This is a genomic window from Streptococcus sp. F0442 (genome assembly GCF_000314795.2).
Taxonomy (GTDB): domain Bacteria; phylum Bacillota; class Bacilli; order Lactobacillales; family Streptococcaceae; genus Streptococcus.
On sequence record NZ_KB373314.1, the window covers coordinates 1,163,442 to 1,183,104 of the forward strand.

Here is a 19,663-nt window from a genome sequence, read left to right on the forward strand (position 1 = left end):
TTGTTGTCTATTATAGACGAGCGTTGAGTTCTTTGCTCAATTCTTCAAATCCTGGTTTACCAAGAAGGGCAAACATGTTACGTTTGTAAGCTTCAACACCTGGTTGGTCAAATGGGTTGATGGCATTCAAGTAACCTGAAAGGGCGATGGCCAATTCGAAGAAGTAGATCGTGTAACCAAGAGTGAAGGCATCTTGCTCAGGAAGAGTCACGTACATGTTTGGCACGTCACCGTCAGTGTGGGCAAGAAGAACACCGTCAGTTGCTTTTTTGTTAACGAAGTCAACGTCTTTTCCTTGAAGGTAACCAAGTCCGTCAAGATCTTCTTCCAAAGTAGGGATAATCACGTTCTTACGTGGTTTGTCAACACGGACAACTGTTTCAAACATGATACGAGTTCCTTCTTGGATAAATTGACCCAATGAGTGCAAGTCTGTTGAGAAGTTAGCTGAAGTTGGGTAGATACCTTTTTGGTCTTTCCCTTCTGACTCACCAGCCAATTGTTTCCACCATTCTGAGAAGTATTGAAGCGATGGCTCGTAGTTTACCAATATTTCAGTTGCATAACCTTTACGGTAAAGGATGTTACGAACAGCTGCGTATTGGTAAGCTTCGTTTTCTGAAAGTTTGTCTGAAGTGTAGTCTTTACGAGCAGCATTCGCACCTTCCATAAGGGCTTTGATATCTGCACCTGATGCAGCGATTGGAAGCAATCCAACTGCTGTCAAGACTGAGAAGCGTCCACCGATATCATCTGGAACCACAAATGTTTCCCAACCGTTCGCATCTGCTTCAACCTTAACAGCACCTTTTTGGCGGTCAGTAGTTGCGTAGATCCGTTTGTTAGCTTCTTCTTGACCGTATTTCTTCACCAAAAGTTCTTTGAAGACACGGAAAGCGATAGCTGGTTCAGTTGTTGTACCTGATTTAGAAATCACGTTTACTGAGAAGTCTTTGTCTGCTACGTACTCTACCAAGTCAGCAAGGTAAGTAGATGAGATGGAGTTTCCAGCGTAAAGGATTTGTGGCGCTTTGCGTTCTTCTTTTGTTTGCAAGTTTGCAAAGTGGTGGTTCAAGAAGTCAATGGCAGCTTTCGCTCCAAGGTATGATCCACCGATACCGATCACGACCAAAACATCGCTGTCTGCTTTGATTTGTTCAGCAGCTTTCAAGATGCGGTCAAATTCTTCACGGTCATAATTTTCAGGAAGGTCCAACCAACCTAGGAAGTCACTACCAGCACCTGTTCCTTTACGGATCAATTCATCAGCTGCAGTCACTTGTGGTTGCATATATTCCACTTCATGTGGGGCAACAAATTTACCCAAAACTTTTGAGTAGTCAAATTTAATATGAGACATGTTATTCCTCCAAAATTTCTTCTTCTCTATGATATCGCTTTACAGGAATTTTATCAAGGGAAACCACCCTGTAAAACGTTTTCATTTGCTGATTTTTTTATTTTCACAAATCAAGCAACGACGCAATAGCAATCGTTTGCATATTTGCACTATTTTTGACTAGAAAATCCAAAAAAAGAAGCTTCTCACGAAACTCTATTTTTTCTCTTTTATTCTTTGAATATAAACAGGACTCTGGTAAGTGATAGCCCTCACGTCGCTTCACTCCTCAGGATCAATATCTCTAAGTTCGGTTACGCCTTACAGGCTTTTTTCATTTTACGCTATAGCCCTCACGTCGCTTCGCTCCTCAGGATCAATATCTCTAAGCTCATCTGCGACTTCCAGTCTTGATTCGTTAAGAGCTTTTATCGGTTTACAGCTTTTTCCCTAACGGGAAAAACTGCATCCATTGCTCTAGGATTCGTCTGCGTCCCTTGGACTTGACTCATCAAGAGCAATAGAAAAGAGCACACAGTTCACTTCGCTTAGGGCTGCTGGATTCCTCCCCTGACCCGCTTCACGCAGAACTGTTGCTCCGATAGGTATTATATCATAATTTGTGGATTTTGCAAAGGTCCGGTTTTTATTCTTGTGTTTCGGCCTTGGCTGCGAGTTTGGCTTGTTTTTTTCGTTCTCGACCTTGGCGGAAGAAGGTCTGCATGATGGCTGCACATTCTGCTTCCAAGATTCCTGTTTCTACTTCGACTCGGTGATTGAGGCGTTCATCTGCCAAAATGTCGTAGAGACTACCTGCTCCACCGAACTTCTGATTGGTCGCCCCGTAAATCACCTGGGGAATCCGAGCTAGACCAATGGCACCACTACACATGACACAGGGCTCAATCGTGACAAAAAGCGTCGTATCCAGCAGGCGCCAGCTATTTTCACGCTGATTGGCCTCCTCGATCGCCATGATTTCCGCATGCATAACCGCCCGCTGCAGCTCCTCACGCGCATTATGTCCACGCCCGATAATCTGACCATCCTTGACCAAGACACAGCCAATCGGTATTTCATCATTGGCGAGGGCAATCTCCGCCTCCTTCAGGGCTTCCCTCATAAACATCGCTTTTTCCTCTATCGTGTAGTCCATCTCTTCCTTCTTCCTTTTAGTTTCTTTGTTCATTATACCATAGGCAGCTTACGACTCACAAAAAAAGCCGCCGATTGGGCGACTCTTATGGGAGATTATTATGAAAAAGTTTAGGAGGTTTAAACAAAGTTAGGAGGTCTTTGTTTATGCTTCTAGTATAGCTGGCCTATCTTAAATAAAGCTTAAGTTCTCTGAGTATTGATGATTTTGGAAATATCACCACTTAGAATCTCAAAAATATCTGACAAATTGCTGGCTTACTACTATCCGCTTTGTCGCAGAACCAACTATTGTGGCATCGCTCATCCTTTACGTAACTCAAGGATTTGGTCATAGCGCTCTTCTTCATCAATATGATGGGCTATTTCTAGTACCGTGATCGGCAAAGAAAAGATTAGGTCTCTAACCAGACGACTATTTTTTTCGTCCAAAGCTGATGTCACTTCGTCCGCTAATAAAATATCCTTCTCGCGTAAGAGAAAACGAGCCAACTCTAATCTGACACGCTGACCTCCTGAAATGTTTTCACCATTATTATGAATTTCTACATTCAAAATATCCTGAAATTCATCTATTAAGCCAACTCGGTCCAATACCTCCAATAATTCATGGTCCTGAAAAGGCTGACCAAAAGTTAGATTATAGCGGATAGTATCGTTAAACAGGAAGGGATGCTGGCTAATTAAACCGATATTCCCTTGGAAATGACTCGTTATTTGATTTCCATCATACTGAACGAAAATGTCACCCTCATCACATACTTCTTCTCCTAAAATCAAGCGAAAAAGAGTCGTCTTTCCAGACCCGCTCGGTCCTTTGATTAAGACCTTCTGACCTACTGAAATCGTCGCCGTCAAATCAGAAAAAAGCTGACGTTCAGCAAAACTTTTTGAAATATGATTTAAGCGCAACGATTCGAGATTTTCAACAAATTGATCCTTTGTCTCTTCGAAATCAGGTTCTTCCTCGATAATCTTAAACAGGCGGTTCGCAGTCGGCAAGGCACCTTGGAGATTGGCTGCACTGTACATCAGAGTTTGGATCGGTTCTACCAGCATCCCCGCAGCAACATACATAGAGATGAGGCTTGTAATAGAAATAGAATTTCCCTGTAAACTCAAATAAAAGCCTAAAGCAAGAGGAACAACCTGACTAAAAAAGACCATAAATCCATTAAAGAAAAAAATAATATTATGTGTGAAACAAAATCTTTGGATGGCTTTTTGATATTCTCCGTTTAAATCATTCACGCGCTCTTCATTCAGCCTCATGGCCTGATTAATCCGTAAGGTTTGGCTGCCTTGCATACTATCCGAGACAAGCCCATGTAATTTCGTTCTAAGCTTGGACCAGCTGTCTCCCGAATCTTGTAAACGACGATTCATGATGAACTGAGGAATAGGTCTCATAATCGTAAAAATGACAAAAATAAGTCCTAAGAGAAAATTTTGTGAAACAATATAAATGGCTGTAACAAGGGCGACAAATCCCCAACTCACCATAACATTTATATTTTCCAAATAATTATCGCCCACATATTCCATATCTTGAGTTAGCAGACTAACTTTTTCATCATTGGAAAATTTAGGATTCAATATGACTTTCTTAAATAAAAGGGCACGGACACTTTTGTTGATTTCTCTTCGGAATATATTGTGCGAATAGTTTGAAAACAGCATCAGACTATAAATAACAAGATAGACAGACAAACCAAATAAAACAAAATTGAGAATTTTTCCATAAGAAAGGCCGTCTTGATCTAACTTCAAGGCCTTCGTTAAAATCAGAGGTTGCGCCAACACCAAACCACTATTCACAATACACCCTAAAAAAATAGGAAAAAGATACTTCTTATCAATGTACTTATAAATATTTCTCATAATTATCATCCATCAAAATAGAGGGCTAGCACAACCCTCTTCTCTAATTTATTTAAAATCGTGATTATTTACAATCACAATTATAGTTAAATACTCTAGGTTTAGCATTCATTTTGTCATCGAATTTGTTATTCACTTTAACCTACAGTAAGTATACACCGATAGAAATATTAAATCAAGCAATATTCAGCAGATTAGAACAGTTCCAACTTTTAATATTTTGGAAAAGGTTATCCTATAAAAGCTGCAATTTCGCCAACTTCTTGAGCAATATAGGTGGCGCCGGCTTCTTCCAATTCTTCCCTGCTTCCAAAGCCATAAAGGACACCGATAGAATCAAGCTTTTGCGCTTGAGCGCCAAGCACATCGTGCTCCCTGTCTCCAATCATGATGGTATGCGCCAAATCTGTAATCCCATTTTGCTCCAAGGCATACTGGATAACATCGCTTTTTTTACTACGTTTTCTATCCATGGTCGCACCAGCGACAAAGTCAAAATAATCATACAAACCAAAGTGTTTGAGAATTTGAATGGAAAATTCTTCAGGCTTTGACGTAGCTACAATCAACTGTTTGCCAGCCTGCTTGAGAGAAGCCAGCTAGTCAGGAACGCCTAGATAGACCTCATTTTCATAAAGGCCTTTTTCGGAAAAATACTCATGATAGTAGTCAATGGCCTTTAAACATTCTTCCTTAGAAAATCCATAAAAGCGCTCAAAAGACTCCTGCAAGGGCGGACCGATGAAAACTCTCAATGCTTTCTTGTCTGGCACTTGAATCCCATATTTTCCTAAGGCATAGGCCACCGAGTTGGTAATCCCTAGTTCTGAATTGGTCAAGGTGCCGTCTAGGTCAAATAAAATCGTTTGATACATTTTTTCCTCTTTCTGCTTTCAAAAAGAGGCTGGGACAAAAGTCCTAGCCTCTCAATTGTCTTTGGATTGTCGAGCAAGACGCAGTAGTTGAGTGGGCTCTACTACGCTGATTTCATCAGCTTTTACAGCCCTACTCAACTGTGCGGAGGTGGGACGATGAAATCGAATTCTAACGAATGACCGATTTCTGTCCCACTCTCTTATCTTCATTTGCTTATAAACTAGACCACACACTTTCAAGGATATTGGTTTGGTCACGATCTGGTCCGACTGAGAAGGTTGAAATGCGCACACCAACTAATTCACCGATCCGGCGGACATAGTTGCGGGCATTTTCTGGAAGCTCATCCAAGTGGCGAACACCTGTAATATCTTCTGACCAACCTGGTAATTCTTCATAGATTGGTTTGCAACGTTTGAGTTGCTCCAAGCTTGCTGGGTAGTGATCGATGCGTTCTCCATCCAAGTCGTAAGCCACACAGATTTTCACCGTATCCAAGCCTGACAAAACGTCGATTGAGTTCAAGCTAAGGTTGGTAATTCCTGATACACGACGGCTATGGCGCATGACAACAGAGTCAAACCACCCGACACGACGAGGACGACCTGTTGTTGTCCCATACTCATGGCCGACTTCACGGATCCGATCACCCACTTCATCGAAGAGCTCCGTAGGGAATGGTCCATCACCAACACGGCTAGTGTAGGCTTTACATACACCAACAACCTTGTCGATCTTGCTTGGGCCTACACCTGATCCAATAGTCACCCCACCTGCGACTGGGTTTGAAGAGGTTACAAATGGATAGGTTCCTTGGTCGATATCCAACATAACCCCTTGGGCTCCTTCAAAGAGCACGCGCTTACCGTTATCCAAAGCATCGTTCAATATGACAGAAGTATCGGTTACATATTGTTTGATCTGTTGACCATATTCATAGTATTCTTCGAAGATATCGTCAAAGGAAAGAGCCTCTGCATCATAGAGTTTGGTAAATTGACGATTCTTTTCTTCCAAGTTGATGCGAAGGCGTTCCGCAAAAACATCGCGATCTAAGAGATCCGCGATCCGGATTCCCACACGTGCAGCCTTATCCATATAGGCTGGTCCAATCCCTTTGATGGTCGTTCCAATCTTGTTGTCTCCTTTTGACTCTTCTTGGAGACGGTCCAATTCGATGTGGTAAGGAAGGATGACATGGGCACGGTCAGAGATTCGAAGGTTATCTGTTGTTACCCCTTCTTCATGAAGATAAGCCAACTCTTTGACCAATGATTTAGGGTTGACCACCACGCCGTTTCCGATGACAGAGATCTTTTCAGGGAAGAAGATACCAGAAGGAATCAAGTGCAACTTGAACTTTTTGCCGTCGATCACGATGGTATGGCCGGCATTGTCCCCACCTTGGTAGCGAGCAATGACTTCTGCATTGGCTGATAGGAAGTCTGTAATCTTCCCTTTTCCTTCATCACCCCATTGGGTTCCTACTACAACAACTGATGTCATAATTCTTTTTCATATACCATAGATAGTTCCCTATCTATGCCTTTCTTCAAACTAGGGGCAGGAGTCTCACCTGCAAGTTTGTTTTACACCCTATTATAAGAAATTTCCTCGTTTTTTTCAAGGTTGGCTATTTCTTTGCTTGGTTTTTTACCCTTAAAATCCGCTTCTCATTTTCCGAACATCCATCTTTTGATCGTCATTTTAAACGTTAAAGAATGATTGTTCGTCTTTTGCCTTCTTTACTTCCTAAAACAGATCCTATTCTATTCAGTTTCTAAGCGAAGCTCTCCCCTGAAAATTTTTATCCCTTCATCGTCTAAATAAATCAAGTTACTCCCTTCACCTCTTTTCCTTTTTTATGCTAAAATAGAAGCTATGGACAAAATTATTAAAACTATCTCAGAAAGTGGCGCTTTTCGTGCCTATGTACTAGACAGTACAGAAACTGTACGAACAGCCCAAGAAAAACATCACACACAAGCTAGCTCCACGGTCGCACTTGGCCGTACCCTCATTGCCAGTCAAATCTTGGCGGCAAACGAGAAAGGAGATACTAAAATTACGGTCAAAGTCCTTGGAACTAGCTCACTGGGTGCTATTATCACTGTGGCAGATACTCAAGGAAACGTCAAAGGCTACGTGCAAAATCCCGGTGTGGATATCAAGAAAACAGCGACCGGTGAAGTTGTGGTCGGACCATTTGTCGGAAATGGGGAATTTTTAGTGATTACCGACTATGGCACAGGCAATCCTTACCACTCCATGACGCCCCTGGTCACTGGAGAAATCGGTGAAGACCTGGCTTATTACTTGACTGAAAGCCAACAAACCCCATCTGCGGTTGGACTCAATGTCCTACTTGATGAAGAAGACAAGGTCAAGGTTGCTGGTGGTTTCTTGGTCCAGGTCTTGCCAAATGCCAAGGAAGAAGAAATTGCCCGCTTCGAAAAACGGATCCAAGAAATGCCAGCCATTTCTACTCTTTTAGACTCTGAAGACCATATTGAAGCCCTTCTTGCCGCTATCTATGGGGATGAACCTTTCAAACGCCTCTCTGAAGAAGAACTTCGTTTCCAATGCGACTGTAGCAAGGAACGCTTCATGGATGCCTTGGCTAGCTTGCCAGTCAAAGACCTTCAAGAAATGAAGGACGAAGACCAGGGAGCAGAAATTGTTTGCCAATTCTGTCAGACAGCTTATCACTTTGACGAAAACGACTTGGAGGAACTCATTCGTGACAAATCTTAATACACCATTTATGATTGGGAACGTCGAGATCCCAAACCGGACGGTCCTAGCACCCATGGCCGGTGTGACCAACTCAGCTTTCCGGACCATTGCGAAAGAACTCGGAGCAGGGCTTGTGGTCATGGAAATGGTCTCTGATAAAGGAATCCAATACAACAACGAAAAGACCCTGCATATGCTCCATATCGATGAGGGAGAAAATCCTGTATCGATCCAACTTTTCGGGAGCGACGAAGATAGCTTAGCACGCGCAGCTGAATTTATCCAAGAAAATACCAAGACCGATATCGTCGATATCAACATGGGCTGCCCGGTTAATAAAATCGTTAAAAACGAGGCGGGTGCTATGTGGCTCAAGGATCCTGATAAGATTTACTCCATTATCAACAAGGTCCAATCCGTCCTTGATATCCCTCTCACTGTTAAAATGCGGACAGGTTGGTCGGACCCTTCTCTAGCAGTGGAGAATGCCCTCGCAGCTGAAGCTGCAGGTGTCTCTGCCCTTGCCATGCACGGACGGACTCGGGAACAAATGTATACGGGGCACGCGGATCTTGAGACCCTTCACAAGGTTGCGCAAGCTCTGACCAAGATTCCATTTATTGCAAACGGAGACATCCGTACGGTTCAAGAAGCGAAACAACGCATCGAAGAAGTCGGTGCCGACGCGGTCATGATTGGCCGTGCCGCTATGGGCAATCCTTACCTCTTCAATCAAATCAATCATTACTTTGAAACAGGAGAAATCCTACCTGATTTAACCTTCGAAGACAAGATGAAGATTGCTTATGAGCATCTGAAACGCTTGATTGATCTCAAGGGCGAGCACATTGCCGTCCGTGAATTCCGCGGCTTGGCCCCTCACTACCTCCGTGGAACATCTGGCGCTGCCAAACTACGCGGAGCCATCTCGCAAGCTAGCACCCTAGCAGAGATTGAAGAACTTTTACAATTAAAAGCATAAGAAGCATAAAAATAGGACCTTATATGAACTACACCCCCAAAGTCAGACTCAAAAAATCTAGCTTTGGGGGTGTTTTTATTATGAAATTGACAGATGAAAGATATTTCGAAGTAAGCGAGTTGTTAAATCTTCTTTTTGCATGGATAATTTCTCCTAAATGAACGATGTGACTTTGTTTCTTTTACGAATTGATAGAGATAATAAAGATAAGTGATAGAAGAAAGGGTAGCGATAGTGAATAGTAAATAATAGTTCCAATTGCTTGAAACGGTTTTCAGCTGTGGTAAAGATAGAATCATGAATCATAAAGCATAATGCTAAGTTCAGTATACGCGTTTTTTGGGAGTCTATCTTTAGATAAGTCAGTCCTTTATTGAGTGCTGGAAGAAAGACTAGAACGAGGATTATATCGTAGATGGGCAAGTTTCCTAAAATGATGATGAAAGTGAGTAAGGAAGCAAACAAAAGATGATAGGTAAGCAGGGTTACTAGTGATTTCATAAGCTTTCTCCTAATTGTCATCTTGATCTTCCTTGGCTTTTCGAATGCGAAATGAGACACTCATTTGCATCACCAAGCCGAAAAAGAAGGCTGCGAAAAGGATTGATATAAAATGGCCTAGATTGAAAAGAGAGGTAAGATAGTTTTTGCTATTATCCGTTAAGACATTGAGAAGTGGTATTCCAAAGAACATAAAAACTCCATAGAGCAGACCAGCTTTAATGCCAGGATAGCGTATCTGTTTTCTTTCTTTTTGGCTCAACATTTCGGGATCAATGGCTGTGATGCCCGTTTTCTTGGTTTGGGAGACCACATAGAAAGCAGACATCATCGCAATGCAAAACACTACAAGAGGATAGCCAATAGCGACAATTTGAGGATATTTATAAGCAAGGACAAAAGGAATGAGATTGCCAAATATCATCAGGTAAAAGAGAACCATAAAGACTTTATTTCCAATGCGATCTGCCTCGCGTCGTTTGTGTTCATCAAGTGGTCCAGAAATGCCATATGTGCGTTTAATCAGTTTTTCAGTAAAGGTTTCTTGTTTCATTTTCTTTTTCCTTTTTGTTAAAAATCATCTTCCCAAAAGAGATTGTTGAGGTCCGTTTGGAGGCTGTGAGCGAGATTGAGACAGAGTTCCAGGGTCGGATTGTACTTGTCGTTTTCAATCATGTTGATGGTTTGCCTCGAGACACCAATATCCTTAGCAAGCTCAAGCTGAGAAATCCCCAATCTCTTGCGGAATTCTTTCACACGGTTCATGTTTGCTCCTATTAAATAAATGTCGTATATATTTGACCATAATATAGTATTTCTTGCTAAAAAAAGCCCTCAGCTACGAAAAGTAACTGAGGACTGGTAGAATGGGCCTCGCTCGACCTACTCTTTTAAGCGATAGGTTTTGCGTGGTTTTTTCTTAGGAACCCGCTTGACGCCCACTTCTTCTACGAATTCTCCGAACTTCACGAGGAAGTTATTGCTAACCATCGGACGTCCCGGATTGATCAGATTGACCAATTCCGTTGCTTCATAGACGGTAAAGGGCTCCTCTAACAGATAGAGGAAGGTTGGATTCCAGTCCAGACGTCCCTGAATCCGCTTGATCGATTCTTGAATGATTTGATAGTGGTCAAAGGCAAAATCAGAAGCCGTTAAAACCTTTCCCTCTAGCAGGCACTGGGACTTTTTAAAATCGACGTCTAGAAAAACAACTTCCTTGGCATCATCTCCTGCACGGGCTAAGTCTACTACTTCTGCTGGCAGATAGACCAGATGAGCGATGGTAATGACCCAGCCTCTGGGGTCCCGCCCAGGGGTGGAAACGGTCAAGAGCTGCTCCACCTTGTTTACAGTGAGATCAAGTCCGACTTCTTCTTTGACCTCTCGGATGCAGGCATGGGTCGCATCTTCATCCTTGTTCACAAAGCCACCCACTAAAGCTAGACGGTGTTGATAAGGGTGGGCCTTGCGTCGAATAGCTAAAAGCTTGAGCTGGCCTTCAACAAAACAGTAGGCCACCATATCGGCTGTGACACTTGGGGTTTCATAAGTCGGTAGGTCTTGTTCCTTGTACCACTTGAGAAAGTCCGCTTCACTAGCAACTGTCTCGAAATACTCCTTCTCCGTCATTCCTGCTGGAATTAAGAGACTGGTCATTTAGGCCACCTCCTTCTTGAGGGCTTTGGTCCATTGGTACCAGCCCACTAGGCTATTCAGCGTGTAAACCCAGTACATCCCTTGAATATGAAGACTCTGATCCCACCAGAGATAGATACTAAAGACGTTGGTCGCAATCCAGAAGATCCATTGTTCCCGGTAAAGGCGGGTCATGAGGAGCTGGCCGACCCCATTGGTCGCATCGGTGATACTATCCCGGAAAGGACGAGCACTATGGATGCTCTGATAAGCAAAGCCCATACCAATCCAGATCACGGCACTCAAGGCCAAGTAGCGCATCCACTCGATCAAGGTCAATTTCTTAGCTTCAAAGTGAGATTCTTCCGCTTTTCCTTGATCGTTAATCCGATTGGAGAGCCAGACATAAAGACCGATCGGTTGCATAATAAAGAAATAAAGAGTTGTAAGGACTTCCCCATAGAAGTTTTTATTGAGGGCTAAAACAAGGTAAATCGCTGAATTCACTGCTCCAAAGAGGTAGTTACTGGCGCGACCTTCTGCAACCAGGATAACACAGACAATCCCTGTCCAAGAGGCGAACAGTCCCAGCCAATCATGCTCACCTGTGCCGTTGGTCCATTCTAAGAAGAAGGGAACGCTGGAAAGAAGAAGAAGATAAATCCATTGAAAGGCTGTCCGTCCCATGAAAAGATCCTTCCATAGGAGTTTCATAATGTTGACAAAGCCTTGTTTTTTCGCTTCTTTGTGGACATTTCTAAAGTCTTGGATAAAGGTTGAGAATTTTTTAGATAGGTTGTTCATTAGGTTATTCATAAGTTGCTCCTTAGTCGGCTTGGTAGATGGCATCAATAACGTTCTTGGCTTCTTCGTAGTTGCCAAGATAGTCTGAGGCGAGGAAAGTTGTCGGAATGTTTCCTAGGTATTGCTGGCGCAATTGATCTAGGTAGTTAGAAAAACTGGTGCGGATCTCTTCATCGGCCATGCTCATGTCTCGGAAACCATCATTGACATAAGAACCAATAGGCTGAACAAAGAGGATCAGATCCCATTTTTCCTTAGCCAGAATGCTGACGAAAAGATTATCGAAGGTATCGTTCATGCCGGCATCCTGTCCTTCGACTTCCATATAGTAGTCGTAGTAGCCTTTGGTTACCAGGGAATTGGTGTCCGCGATGACAAGGCCTCGATTGGCACTACTATCGATGAGTTTAGAGGTTTGATCGTACTGACCTAATAGTAGGTAATAGTAGTCTTTTGGCGTGAGCTCATCATCCCGAACATTGTTCTTGATCTGGTATTCACGCGCATATTCGAGACTAACTGGCGCGTCGTAAAAGCGAGCCAAGTCCTTGGCAAGAGTCGTTTTCCCATTGCTGGCGCTCCCCATGATTAAAACCTTCTTGGTAAACTGGCGACGGAAGGGTTGGGCAATGTATTTCCAGTATTTGCTTGGATTTTCCCGAATCATGGTCGCCGAGATCCCGAAGCGGCGTTCCTGTAAATGAACTTCAAACCCTCTGGCTTCCAGCTCTTCCTTGTAGGCCTGCTCTCCCACATAAAAGATCAACTCCTCTGCCTCTGTTTGATATTGAATGGTTTCTAGAGCTGTTTGTAACCAAGGTTCCCAACCCAGCGGATAACGTGGAAGCTCTGTTTCATCTAGTTTATAGACTTGGGTCAATTCATCATTTGAGAAAGCCTCACGGATATAACGGAAGCGTTTCTGTAAGGTCAAGCCCACTTCTTCGCCTCGATCCCCTTCATAACCAGACACAACTACGCGAACGCGATCACATTGGCGTTTCGCTCGTTGAATGAGATCAATATGTCCTTGATGAAGAGGAGCAAAGGTTCCAAATACAACAGCGATTCTTTCTTTCTTCATACTGGCCCTTTTTATAATTTTTTATAAATAGATTTTCTTTATGTTTTTATTATATACTATATTTTCTATCTGTCAATAGTTTTTTATAAAAAAATATATTTTTCTTTAAATGATGAAAAAAGATCTGAAGAGGCCCAACCGACCTTTCAGATCTTCCAGAATTTATTCACGGGTGAGGGCGTGGCTGACACCGTCTTTGAGGACAGTCACGCTTGATACAGAACCATCCTTTCCAACCACAATATCAAGAGTCGCTGCAGAACCATCGCCTGCTGAGAGATTGGCATGGTAATGACCATCATCCAAGGTATAGTTATAGCCACTAATACCGTAAGTTACGGGTTGACCACCAGGAAGTTGGATGGTCACTTGACCACCTTGGCCAATAGTGACCCCAGTGTCCCGTTTGTCAGACCAGTTCCCAGCTGCCGCAGAAAAATCACCTGCTGCTACAGAATAGACTCCCTTGTACTGAGCATTTTCAGTGGTAGATGCTTGTTTCTTAGCCTGTGCATGACCTTCTTCTAGACTTGGAAGTTTCTCTTTAGCTGGTTTAGCTGGAGTGGCTACTTCCTTTGTTTCTTTTGTCACTGGAGCTGAGGGAGCTACTGGCGTTGTTTCTCTAGCGGGAGCAGGTGTTTGACTAGCTGCAGCTTGGTTATTTTTGCTACCAATGGTTTGACTTTCTTCTGATTTACTAGCAGAAGATGAAGTGGCAATCGGATCTTTACTAGTGATCACTTTTTTCTTGGAAGAAGAAGAACTTGTTTGTTTGACTTGACTGGTCTTTGAGCTGCTAGCTTCACTTGTCTTTTCTTCTTTAGAACCTCCACAAGCTCCTAGGAAAAGACTCGCTACAAGGGCCATTGCTGCTAAGGAAACAATCTTTTTATTTTTCATAACCGAACCTCTTTTGTAACATTTGTAATATTTTGTAACATCATTGTAACACTGTTATATCTGCCTGTCAATAGGGTCTCACCTATTTTTTCAAATGTGAAAGTAGTTTTAAAACAGATGCTCCTCCCTAACTCATACAAAAAGAAGTCAAGGCCAAAGACCTCAACTTCTATATAAGAGCTGTTTATTAATTTTCCGTATCTGCCATTTACAAGCTTTCATGAATAAAGTAGGTTTTCTAGACAATCTCAAACTTGATAGCGCCACCTGTCGTTCCAACCTTGATGGTTTGCCCTTCTTGGACTTGTCCTTTCAGCAATAGCTCTGCTAACTGATCTTCCACTTCAGTCAGCAAGACGCGACGAAGTGGACGAGCTCCCATTTCTGGATCATAGCCTTTGCTTGCAAGCCATTTAAGCGCTGAAGGCTGGAATTTAAGGGTCATGCCTTGTTCTGCCAAGGTTGAAATAAGCGGTTTAACCATGACTTTCACCACCTGCTGCATGTCTTCGCTTGACAGGCTATGGAAGACCACCTTTTCATCAATCCGGTTGATAAACTCTGGACGATAAGTCTTCTTCAACTCTTCAAACATGCGTTTTTCCATATTAGCTTGATCAAAGCGGATATCTTTGGCACCAAAGCCAACGGTCTTATCATCTCGAAGGGCTGTCGCTCCCAGGTTTGAGGTCATGATGATAATGGTATTGGAGAAGTCGATCTTTCGGCCCTTGCTATCGGTTAAGACACCATCATCCAAGACCTGTAAAAGGACATTGAAAATGTCAGGATGGGCTTTTTCTACCTCATCAAACAAGAGGACAGAATAAGGTTTGTTGCGGACTTTCTCCGTCAACTCTCCCCCTTCTTCGTAGCCCACATAGCCTGGAGGTGCACCATTGAGACGACTGGCCGCGAATTTTTCCATGTACTCACTCATGTCAAAGCGGATCAAAGCAGACTCGTCATCAAAGAGGACTTCTGCAAGGGCCTTTGCGAGCTCGGTTTTTCCGACACCGGTAGGCCCTAAGAACATGAAGGAACCGATGGGACGTTTATTGCTACGGATACCTGATTGATTGCGTCGAATCGCCCGACTGATACTAGAAACCGCTTGGTCTTGGCCAATCACGCGCTTGTGCAATTCTGTTTCTAAGTTTAGGTACTTCTTGGCATCGGTTTGGGTTAGCTTTTGAGTGGGAATACCCGATAATTGGCTCAAGGTCAGCAAGACATCTTGATCGGTGACTTCTTTCTTGTAAACAATCGGAGCCGCCTCAACTTGTAAAAGCTGGGCTGCTTTCTTCCACTTTCCTTCCATCAAAGCGCGGTCCAAGGCGGTTAACTCTTCTTTAACGTGACCATTTGAATCACGATTTTGAACGGTAGCCGCCGCTTCATCCAAGAGGTCAATAGCTGAATCTGGCAATTGACGACTGGTCAAATAGCGGTGGGCATATTTGACAGCTGTTTCGATCGCTTCATCGCTAATGGTCACATGATGGTGGTCTTGGTAGGTCTCTTTTAAGCCTTGGAGAATCTGAATGCTGTCTGCAACACTTGGTTCTTCAATGGTAACTTTCGCAAAGCGACGAGAGAGGGCCGCGTCTTTTTCGATATGCTTTTGGTACTCATCTTGTGTCGTTGCTCCGACTGTGCGCAAGGTTCCACGGGCTAGAGCCGGTTTTAGGATGTTGGCTGCGTCTAAAGTCGAATCAATGCCGGATCCTGACCCCATAATGGTATGCAGTTCATCGATAAAGAGAATGACGTGACCGTCTTCTTCGATATCCTGGATAATATTGTTCATCCGCTCTTCAAAGTCCCCACGGAAGCGCGTCCCTGCCACCACATTCATAAGATCCAACTCCAGGACACGCATTTGCGCGATTTCAGCTGGAACATTGCCACTAGCTACCCGCTGGGCCAACCCCAATGCCAGGGCTGTTTTTCCGACCCCAGCTTCTCCTACTAGAACAGGATTGTTCTTGGTCTTGCGGCTAAGGATTTGGATCATGCGCGAAATCTCTGCATCGCGGCCAATCACAGGCTCAAGCTGTCCTGAACGAGCCATTTCTGTCAAATCACGGGTATAATCCTCGAGTCCTCCACTTGTGCTTGGGGGCATGCCCATCATATTTCCCATGGTTTGGCGGTTAGGATTTTGGGCCCGGTAGAGGCTCCGGATAGCTTTGATGTCATTTTTGTCCCAGCCTGCTTTGTCTTCCAAATTCTTGCGAAGGGAAGCAATGGGAACACCCTTATCTTGCTCCGTAAAGGCAAAACCTGCAAACTCCATGACCTGGCTAGCCAAGGTCCCACGATCTGCTAAAAGAGAGAGGAGCACGTGCTCTGTCCCCAAAGTTTTGGCATGAAGGACTTGCGCAATCTCCGTCGCGTGTTTCATCATCGCTTCCATCCGATAAGAAAACGGGAAGATTTCATACCGATTGTCATTTTGAAACACTTGACCTGTAATATGCTCAGCTGCATCCTGAAATTCGTCGATCTGCATGGGGTAATCGCTGAGCACAGAACCTGCTACGCTATAGGGATTATTGGCCATAGCTGTCAAGAGATGCCAAGTGTCCAAGGTATCCCCCTGATAGTGACCTGCTAGTATTTGGGCCGCTTCTATACTTTCTAACAGTGCTGTTGAATAGTTCATCTAGTCGGTATTTCCTTTTCTATCTACTTGTTGAATGATTTTTTTCAGCATGTTTGCTCGCAGGTTTGGGGCATGCTGACCCAAAACCTCATCAGAAGTCGTTGCAAGCAAGAGCTGCGTTTCACGTTTTGTCAATAATTTCTCTTCAAAGAGCATCTCTAGAATATCATTGAAAACCTGCTGGCTGATGGTCTCTCCAATATTGGCCGCCAGGTCTTGAAGCATCTGATGGTGATCTGAAAACTGGACCTTGCCAATGCGGATATAACCGCCACCACCGCGTTTGCTCTCTACAATATAGCCTCGGCTTTCGGTAAAGCGGGTCTTAATGACATAGTTAATCTGACTGGGTACGACCTGAAAGACATCTGCCAACTCACTTCTTTTGAGTTCTGCCATGCCAGCTTGAGCCAGCAAGGCCTTGATATAAGCTTCAATGCTATCAGATGTGTTCTTATTTGCCATGATGCTCCTTTCTGGCTTTTTTTCTAGATGGATGCTCTACTCTTTGGCCCATAAAAAATGGCCTTGGAGTGTTCCTTCTCATCATTGACCTTATTTGACTATTATACAATTTTTACGGCTGTAAATAAAGCAAAGACTCTATGGAAATAGGAATCTCTTAAGAAGGCAAAATAAAAGAGGCTAGTAAGAACTAACCTCTTATGAGAAGAATGAACTATTCTTTGCACCCGCGCCTCAACAACCTAAAGCAAGAATTTCTCACCACATTCACAAAACCTTTCTTTGAATATCGGTTTAAGCTTCTTTTCCTTCTACCTCTTGAACCACTTCTTCCATCACTTGGACTGTCAGTTCTGGAATAAAGCCGACCAAGCTTCCTTGATCCGGATGCAACAATTTGACCTGAAAGTCATAGACATCGGTCGCTTTTCCTGCAAAATCAAGGGTTGGAACTTGGACTGTTTTTTCCGTCTCTCCATCTACGAACTCAAGGGTAACGTTGGTATCTTTGTAGACCTTACCATGAACCCCTGTTCCCGGCTCTGTGATCAATTTGAGACTGGCACTTCCTTTAGAGCCACCTTTTCTCTTGACGACGACTTGCGCTGGGTCGCCTTTCTTAACAGCTAGGGTTGGCTGAGCAAACTCAAAGAGACCCTTTTCTTGGTTATTGAGGGCATAAATCCCTTCCGTTGCGATCGCATCTCCCTTGCTATTGACCAAGGTCAAGGTGTGGGATCCGGCTACCAAGTCTGGCGTTTCATAGACCTTTTGGCTCCGTTTGCGGCTTGGGCTTTGGGTATTGACCGTCGCTTGCTTTTGGCCATCGACATAGACATCCATTTCCCCATGACCAGGGTCCACAGTTGCGACCACATAGGCCTTGGTGCCTTCGAACTGATAGGTCACCGAAGCTCCTTTTTCCTTGGTCCACATAGAGGTGCCTCGAACGCCTTCTCCCTCTTCATTCCATTGGCCATTGGCCCGGTCAGCAGTCCGGTCGGAATGATAGGTCAAGCCAAGTGGGTAGCCATCGGTTTCTTCGATGCTAACTGGCGTCTTATAGACAGAGACGCCGTTCAAGATCGGAGTGGCTTGGGCATCGGTGATGGACACCCGGAGGTAGCGACTATCAACTGGTTTCCCTTTGATCAAACGGCGGTATCCAACGGTTGACCCAGCCCCAAAAGGAACCCATTGGCCATTCACTGCCACATCAATGGTGAAGCCAGAAATCCGTTGGCCTTTCTCGATGGTTTCTTTGAGCTCTACCACATCAAAGTGTTGCTCTTTTCCAAGATCGAGGACAAAAGATCCGGTCTTGGCATCATCGGCAGGTGCCCAACTGGTCTTCTCATCTCCATCCGTCAAATGGATGGCTGAGTAATGAGAATTGCGCCGTGTCGAGTCAGCTTCTACCAAAGCGCCCGCCGCATAGTCCACGCTGTAGAGTTGGTCCAGGGTCTGGCGGAATTCTTTCAAACGGGCCACATCGGCATCCGCAAATTTCCCATCTTGGTTGGGTGGGATATTGAGCAAAAGTGGGGTGCCACGGCCGACCGATTTGAAGTAAATGTCCATCAATTCGTGCAAGGACTTAGGCTCTTGGTTGTCATGGTAGAACCAGCCGGAGCGAATAGAAACATCCGCTTCTCCCACTGAGTATTGCTTCCCTTCCGGATCCCCGTGATTGAGGTAACTATTGGATGGATTGTTGCGAATCTTATCCGGATTGACCTTATGCCAAACTGGATCTCCAGCAATTCCCTTTTCATTTCCGATCCAACGAACATTGGTGGGCTCAGCTGAGAAGATGGCAATATCCCCTTGAGCCTTGCGGATGGCATCAAACCACTTGTCGAAGGTATAGGTGACTTTTTGAGCCCCATCGCCACGCGCTCCATCCATCCAGACTTCTACGAACTTGCCCTTGTTTCCATATTTTGGATCTTCAAGGATTTCTTTGAGCTGGTTGAGGTAGTATTGATTGTATTGGTCCTCTGTATCCACATGGTAGAGTGGGCTGTGAGCATCCCAAGGCGAGAGATAGACCCCCATATCCATGTCATACTTGCTAGCAGAAGCAGAAACTTCAGCTAGGACATCGCCTTTTCCTTCCTTCCAACCGCTTTTGGCAATGGTATGGTCGGTGTATTTAGAAGGGTACAAGAGGAAACCATCGTGGTGCTTGACGACCATGATGGTCCGTTTGAAGCCAGCGTCTTTCAGGGTTTTGATCCACTGATCGGTATCCAGATGCTCTGGATAGAAATCATAAGGATCTTCTTGCCCATCTCCCCATTCACGATCGTAGTAGGTATTCATCCCAAAGTGGATGAAAGCTGCTAGTTCTTCGCGGTGGTATTGCATTTGAGCCTTGCTTGGAAGGGGACCGTAGTCTGCAATCTCAGGCTCCTCATCTGGAGAAGTTGCTGGTTGGGTGGCTTCTGTCCCCTGGCTAACTACGCGGTTTTCTTTCTCACTCGTTACGGGTGAGGAATATTCTGATTTTTCTTGGTGCTCTTTCACAGTGCTCTCCTCCTCTCTTTGCTGTTTATCATATCTCAGTTTAATCGCCGGTGGCTCTCACTATTCTTAGTGATTTGTTGAACAAAAAGCCCAAAGATAAGCGAT

The 19,663-nt window shown here is 44.2% G+C and carries 15 protein-coding genes, 1 other RNA gene and 2 pseudogenes; 2 read left to right on the forward strand and 16 right to left on the reverse strand.

The window, feature by feature from the left end; genetic code table 11:
- Nucleotides 1–10 precede the first annotated feature (10 nt).
- The 6 genes and pseudogenes from HMPREF9186_RS05505 to HMPREF9186_RS05525 form a co-directional block, all read right to left on the reverse strand.
- Nucleotides 11–1,360, reverse strand: a complete 1,350-nt coding sequence (locus HMPREF9186_RS05505; RefSeq protein ID WP_009731812.1) for a glucose-6-phosphate isomerase — start codon at nucleotides 1,358–1,360, stop codon at nucleotides 11–13.
- A 491-nt stretch (nucleotides 1,361–1,851) separates the two neighbouring features.
- Nucleotides 1,852–1,947: signal recognition particle sRNA small type (gene ffs / locus HMPREF9186_RS11150), an RNA gene on the reverse strand.
- Nucleotides 1,948–1,985: 38 nt separating this feature from the next.
- A complete protein-coding gene (gene tadA, locus HMPREF9186_RS05510; protein ID WP_003016809.1) occupies nucleotides 1,986–2,495 on the reverse strand; it encodes a tRNA adenosine(34) deaminase TadA in 510 nt (169 codons plus the stop codon).
- A 302-nt stretch (nucleotides 2,496–2,797) separates the two neighbouring features.
- Complete coding sequence (locus HMPREF9186_RS05515; RefSeq protein WP_009731813.1) at nucleotides 2,798–4,375, reverse strand: ATP-binding cassette domain-containing protein; 1,578 nt, start codon at nucleotides 4,373–4,375, stop codon at nucleotides 2,798–2,800.
- A gap of 230 nt (nucleotides 4,376–4,605) precedes the next feature.
- Nucleotides 4,606–5,250: pseudogene (locus tag HMPREF9186_RS05520) on the reverse strand (HAD family hydrolase).
- Between the two features lie 214 nt (nucleotides 5,251–5,464).
- Nucleotides 5,465–6,757 carry an adenylosuccinate synthase gene (locus HMPREF9186_RS05525; RefSeq protein ID WP_009731816.1) on the reverse strand — a complete coding sequence of 431 codons (1,293 nt, stop codon included), beginning with the start codon at nucleotides 6,755–6,757 and terminating at the stop codon, nucleotides 5,465–5,467.
- Nucleotides 6,758–7,132: 375 nt separating this feature from the next.
- Here HMPREF9186_RS05525 and hslO point away from each other — a divergent pair, with 375 nt between their 5' ends.
- The gene (gene hslO / locus HMPREF9186_RS05530; RefSeq protein WP_009731817.1) at nucleotides 7,133–8,005 is read left to right on the forward strand and encodes an Hsp33 family molecular chaperone HslO; all 873 of its coding nucleotides are present in this window, start codon (nucleotides 7,133–7,135) and stop codon (nucleotides 8,003–8,005) included.
- Entirely contained in the window at nucleotides 7,992–8,969 is a 978-nt protein-coding gene (dusB, locus tag HMPREF9186_RS05535) for a tRNA dihydrouridine synthase DusB (RefSeq protein WP_009731818.1), read from the forward strand. The genes hslO and dusB overlap by 14 nt, the downstream gene beginning before the upstream one ends.
- Nucleotides 8,970–9,091: 122 nt before the next feature.
- On the opposite strand, the pseudogene HMPREF9186_RS11645 reads toward dusB, so the two are convergent.
- From HMPREF9186_RS11645 to HMPREF9186_RS05585, 10 genes and pseudogenes are all read right to left on the reverse strand, one after another.
- Nucleotides 9,092–9,470 (reverse strand): annotated as a pseudogene (locus tag HMPREF9186_RS11645) (hypothetical protein).
- 10 nt (nucleotides 9,471–9,480) lie between these two features.
- Nucleotides 9,481–10,023, reverse strand: a complete 543-nt coding sequence (locus tag HMPREF9186_RS05545) for a DUF3278 domain-containing protein (protein WP_009731821.1) — start codon at nucleotides 10,021–10,023, stop codon at nucleotides 9,481–9,483.
- Between the two features lie 17 nt (nucleotides 10,024–10,040).
- Nucleotides 10,041–10,235, reverse strand: coding sequence for a helix-turn-helix transcriptional regulator (locus HMPREF9186_RS05550; protein ID WP_009731822.1), 195 nt, complete (start codon nucleotides 10,233–10,235; stop codon nucleotides 10,041–10,043).
- Between the two features lie 117 nt (nucleotides 10,236–10,352).
- Nucleotides 10,353–11,129, reverse strand: coding sequence for an NUDIX domain-containing protein (locus tag HMPREF9186_RS05555; protein WP_009731823.1), 777 nt, complete (start codon nucleotides 11,127–11,129; stop codon nucleotides 10,353–10,355).
- On the reverse strand, nucleotides 11,130–11,912 hold the full coding sequence (gene pnuC / locus HMPREF9186_RS05560) for a nicotinamide riboside transporter PnuC (RefSeq protein ID WP_037614060.1): 783 nt from the start codon (nucleotides 11,910–11,912) through the stop codon (nucleotides 11,130–11,132).
- 22 nt (nucleotides 11,913–11,934) lie between these two features.
- Nucleotides 11,935–12,996 (reverse strand): AAA family ATPase, encoded by a 1,062-nt coding sequence (locus tag HMPREF9186_RS05565; protein WP_009731825.1) that lies wholly within the window; start codon nucleotides 12,994–12,996, stop codon nucleotides 11,935–11,937.
- A gap of 162 nt (nucleotides 12,997–13,158) precedes the next feature.
- Entirely contained in the window at nucleotides 13,159–13,896 is a 738-nt protein-coding gene (locus HMPREF9186_RS05570; protein ID WP_009731826.1) for a hypothetical protein, read from the reverse strand.
- 238 nt (nucleotides 13,897–14,134) lie between these two features.
- Complete coding sequence (locus HMPREF9186_RS05575) at nucleotides 14,135–16,564, reverse strand: ATP-dependent Clp protease ATP-binding subunit (protein ID WP_009731827.1); 2,430 nt, start codon at nucleotides 16,562–16,564, stop codon at nucleotides 14,135–14,137.
- Complete coding sequence (locus HMPREF9186_RS05580; RefSeq protein WP_009731828.1) at nucleotides 16,565–17,029, reverse strand: CtsR family transcriptional regulator; 465 nt, start codon at nucleotides 17,027–17,029, stop codon at nucleotides 16,565–16,567.
- Between the two features lie 294 nt (nucleotides 17,030–17,323).
- A complete protein-coding gene (locus HMPREF9186_RS05585) occupies nucleotides 17,324–19,558 on the reverse strand; it encodes an alpha-L-fucosidase (protein ID WP_009731829.1) in 2,235 nt (744 codons plus the stop codon).
- Nucleotides 19,559–19,663: the final 105 nt, after the last annotated feature.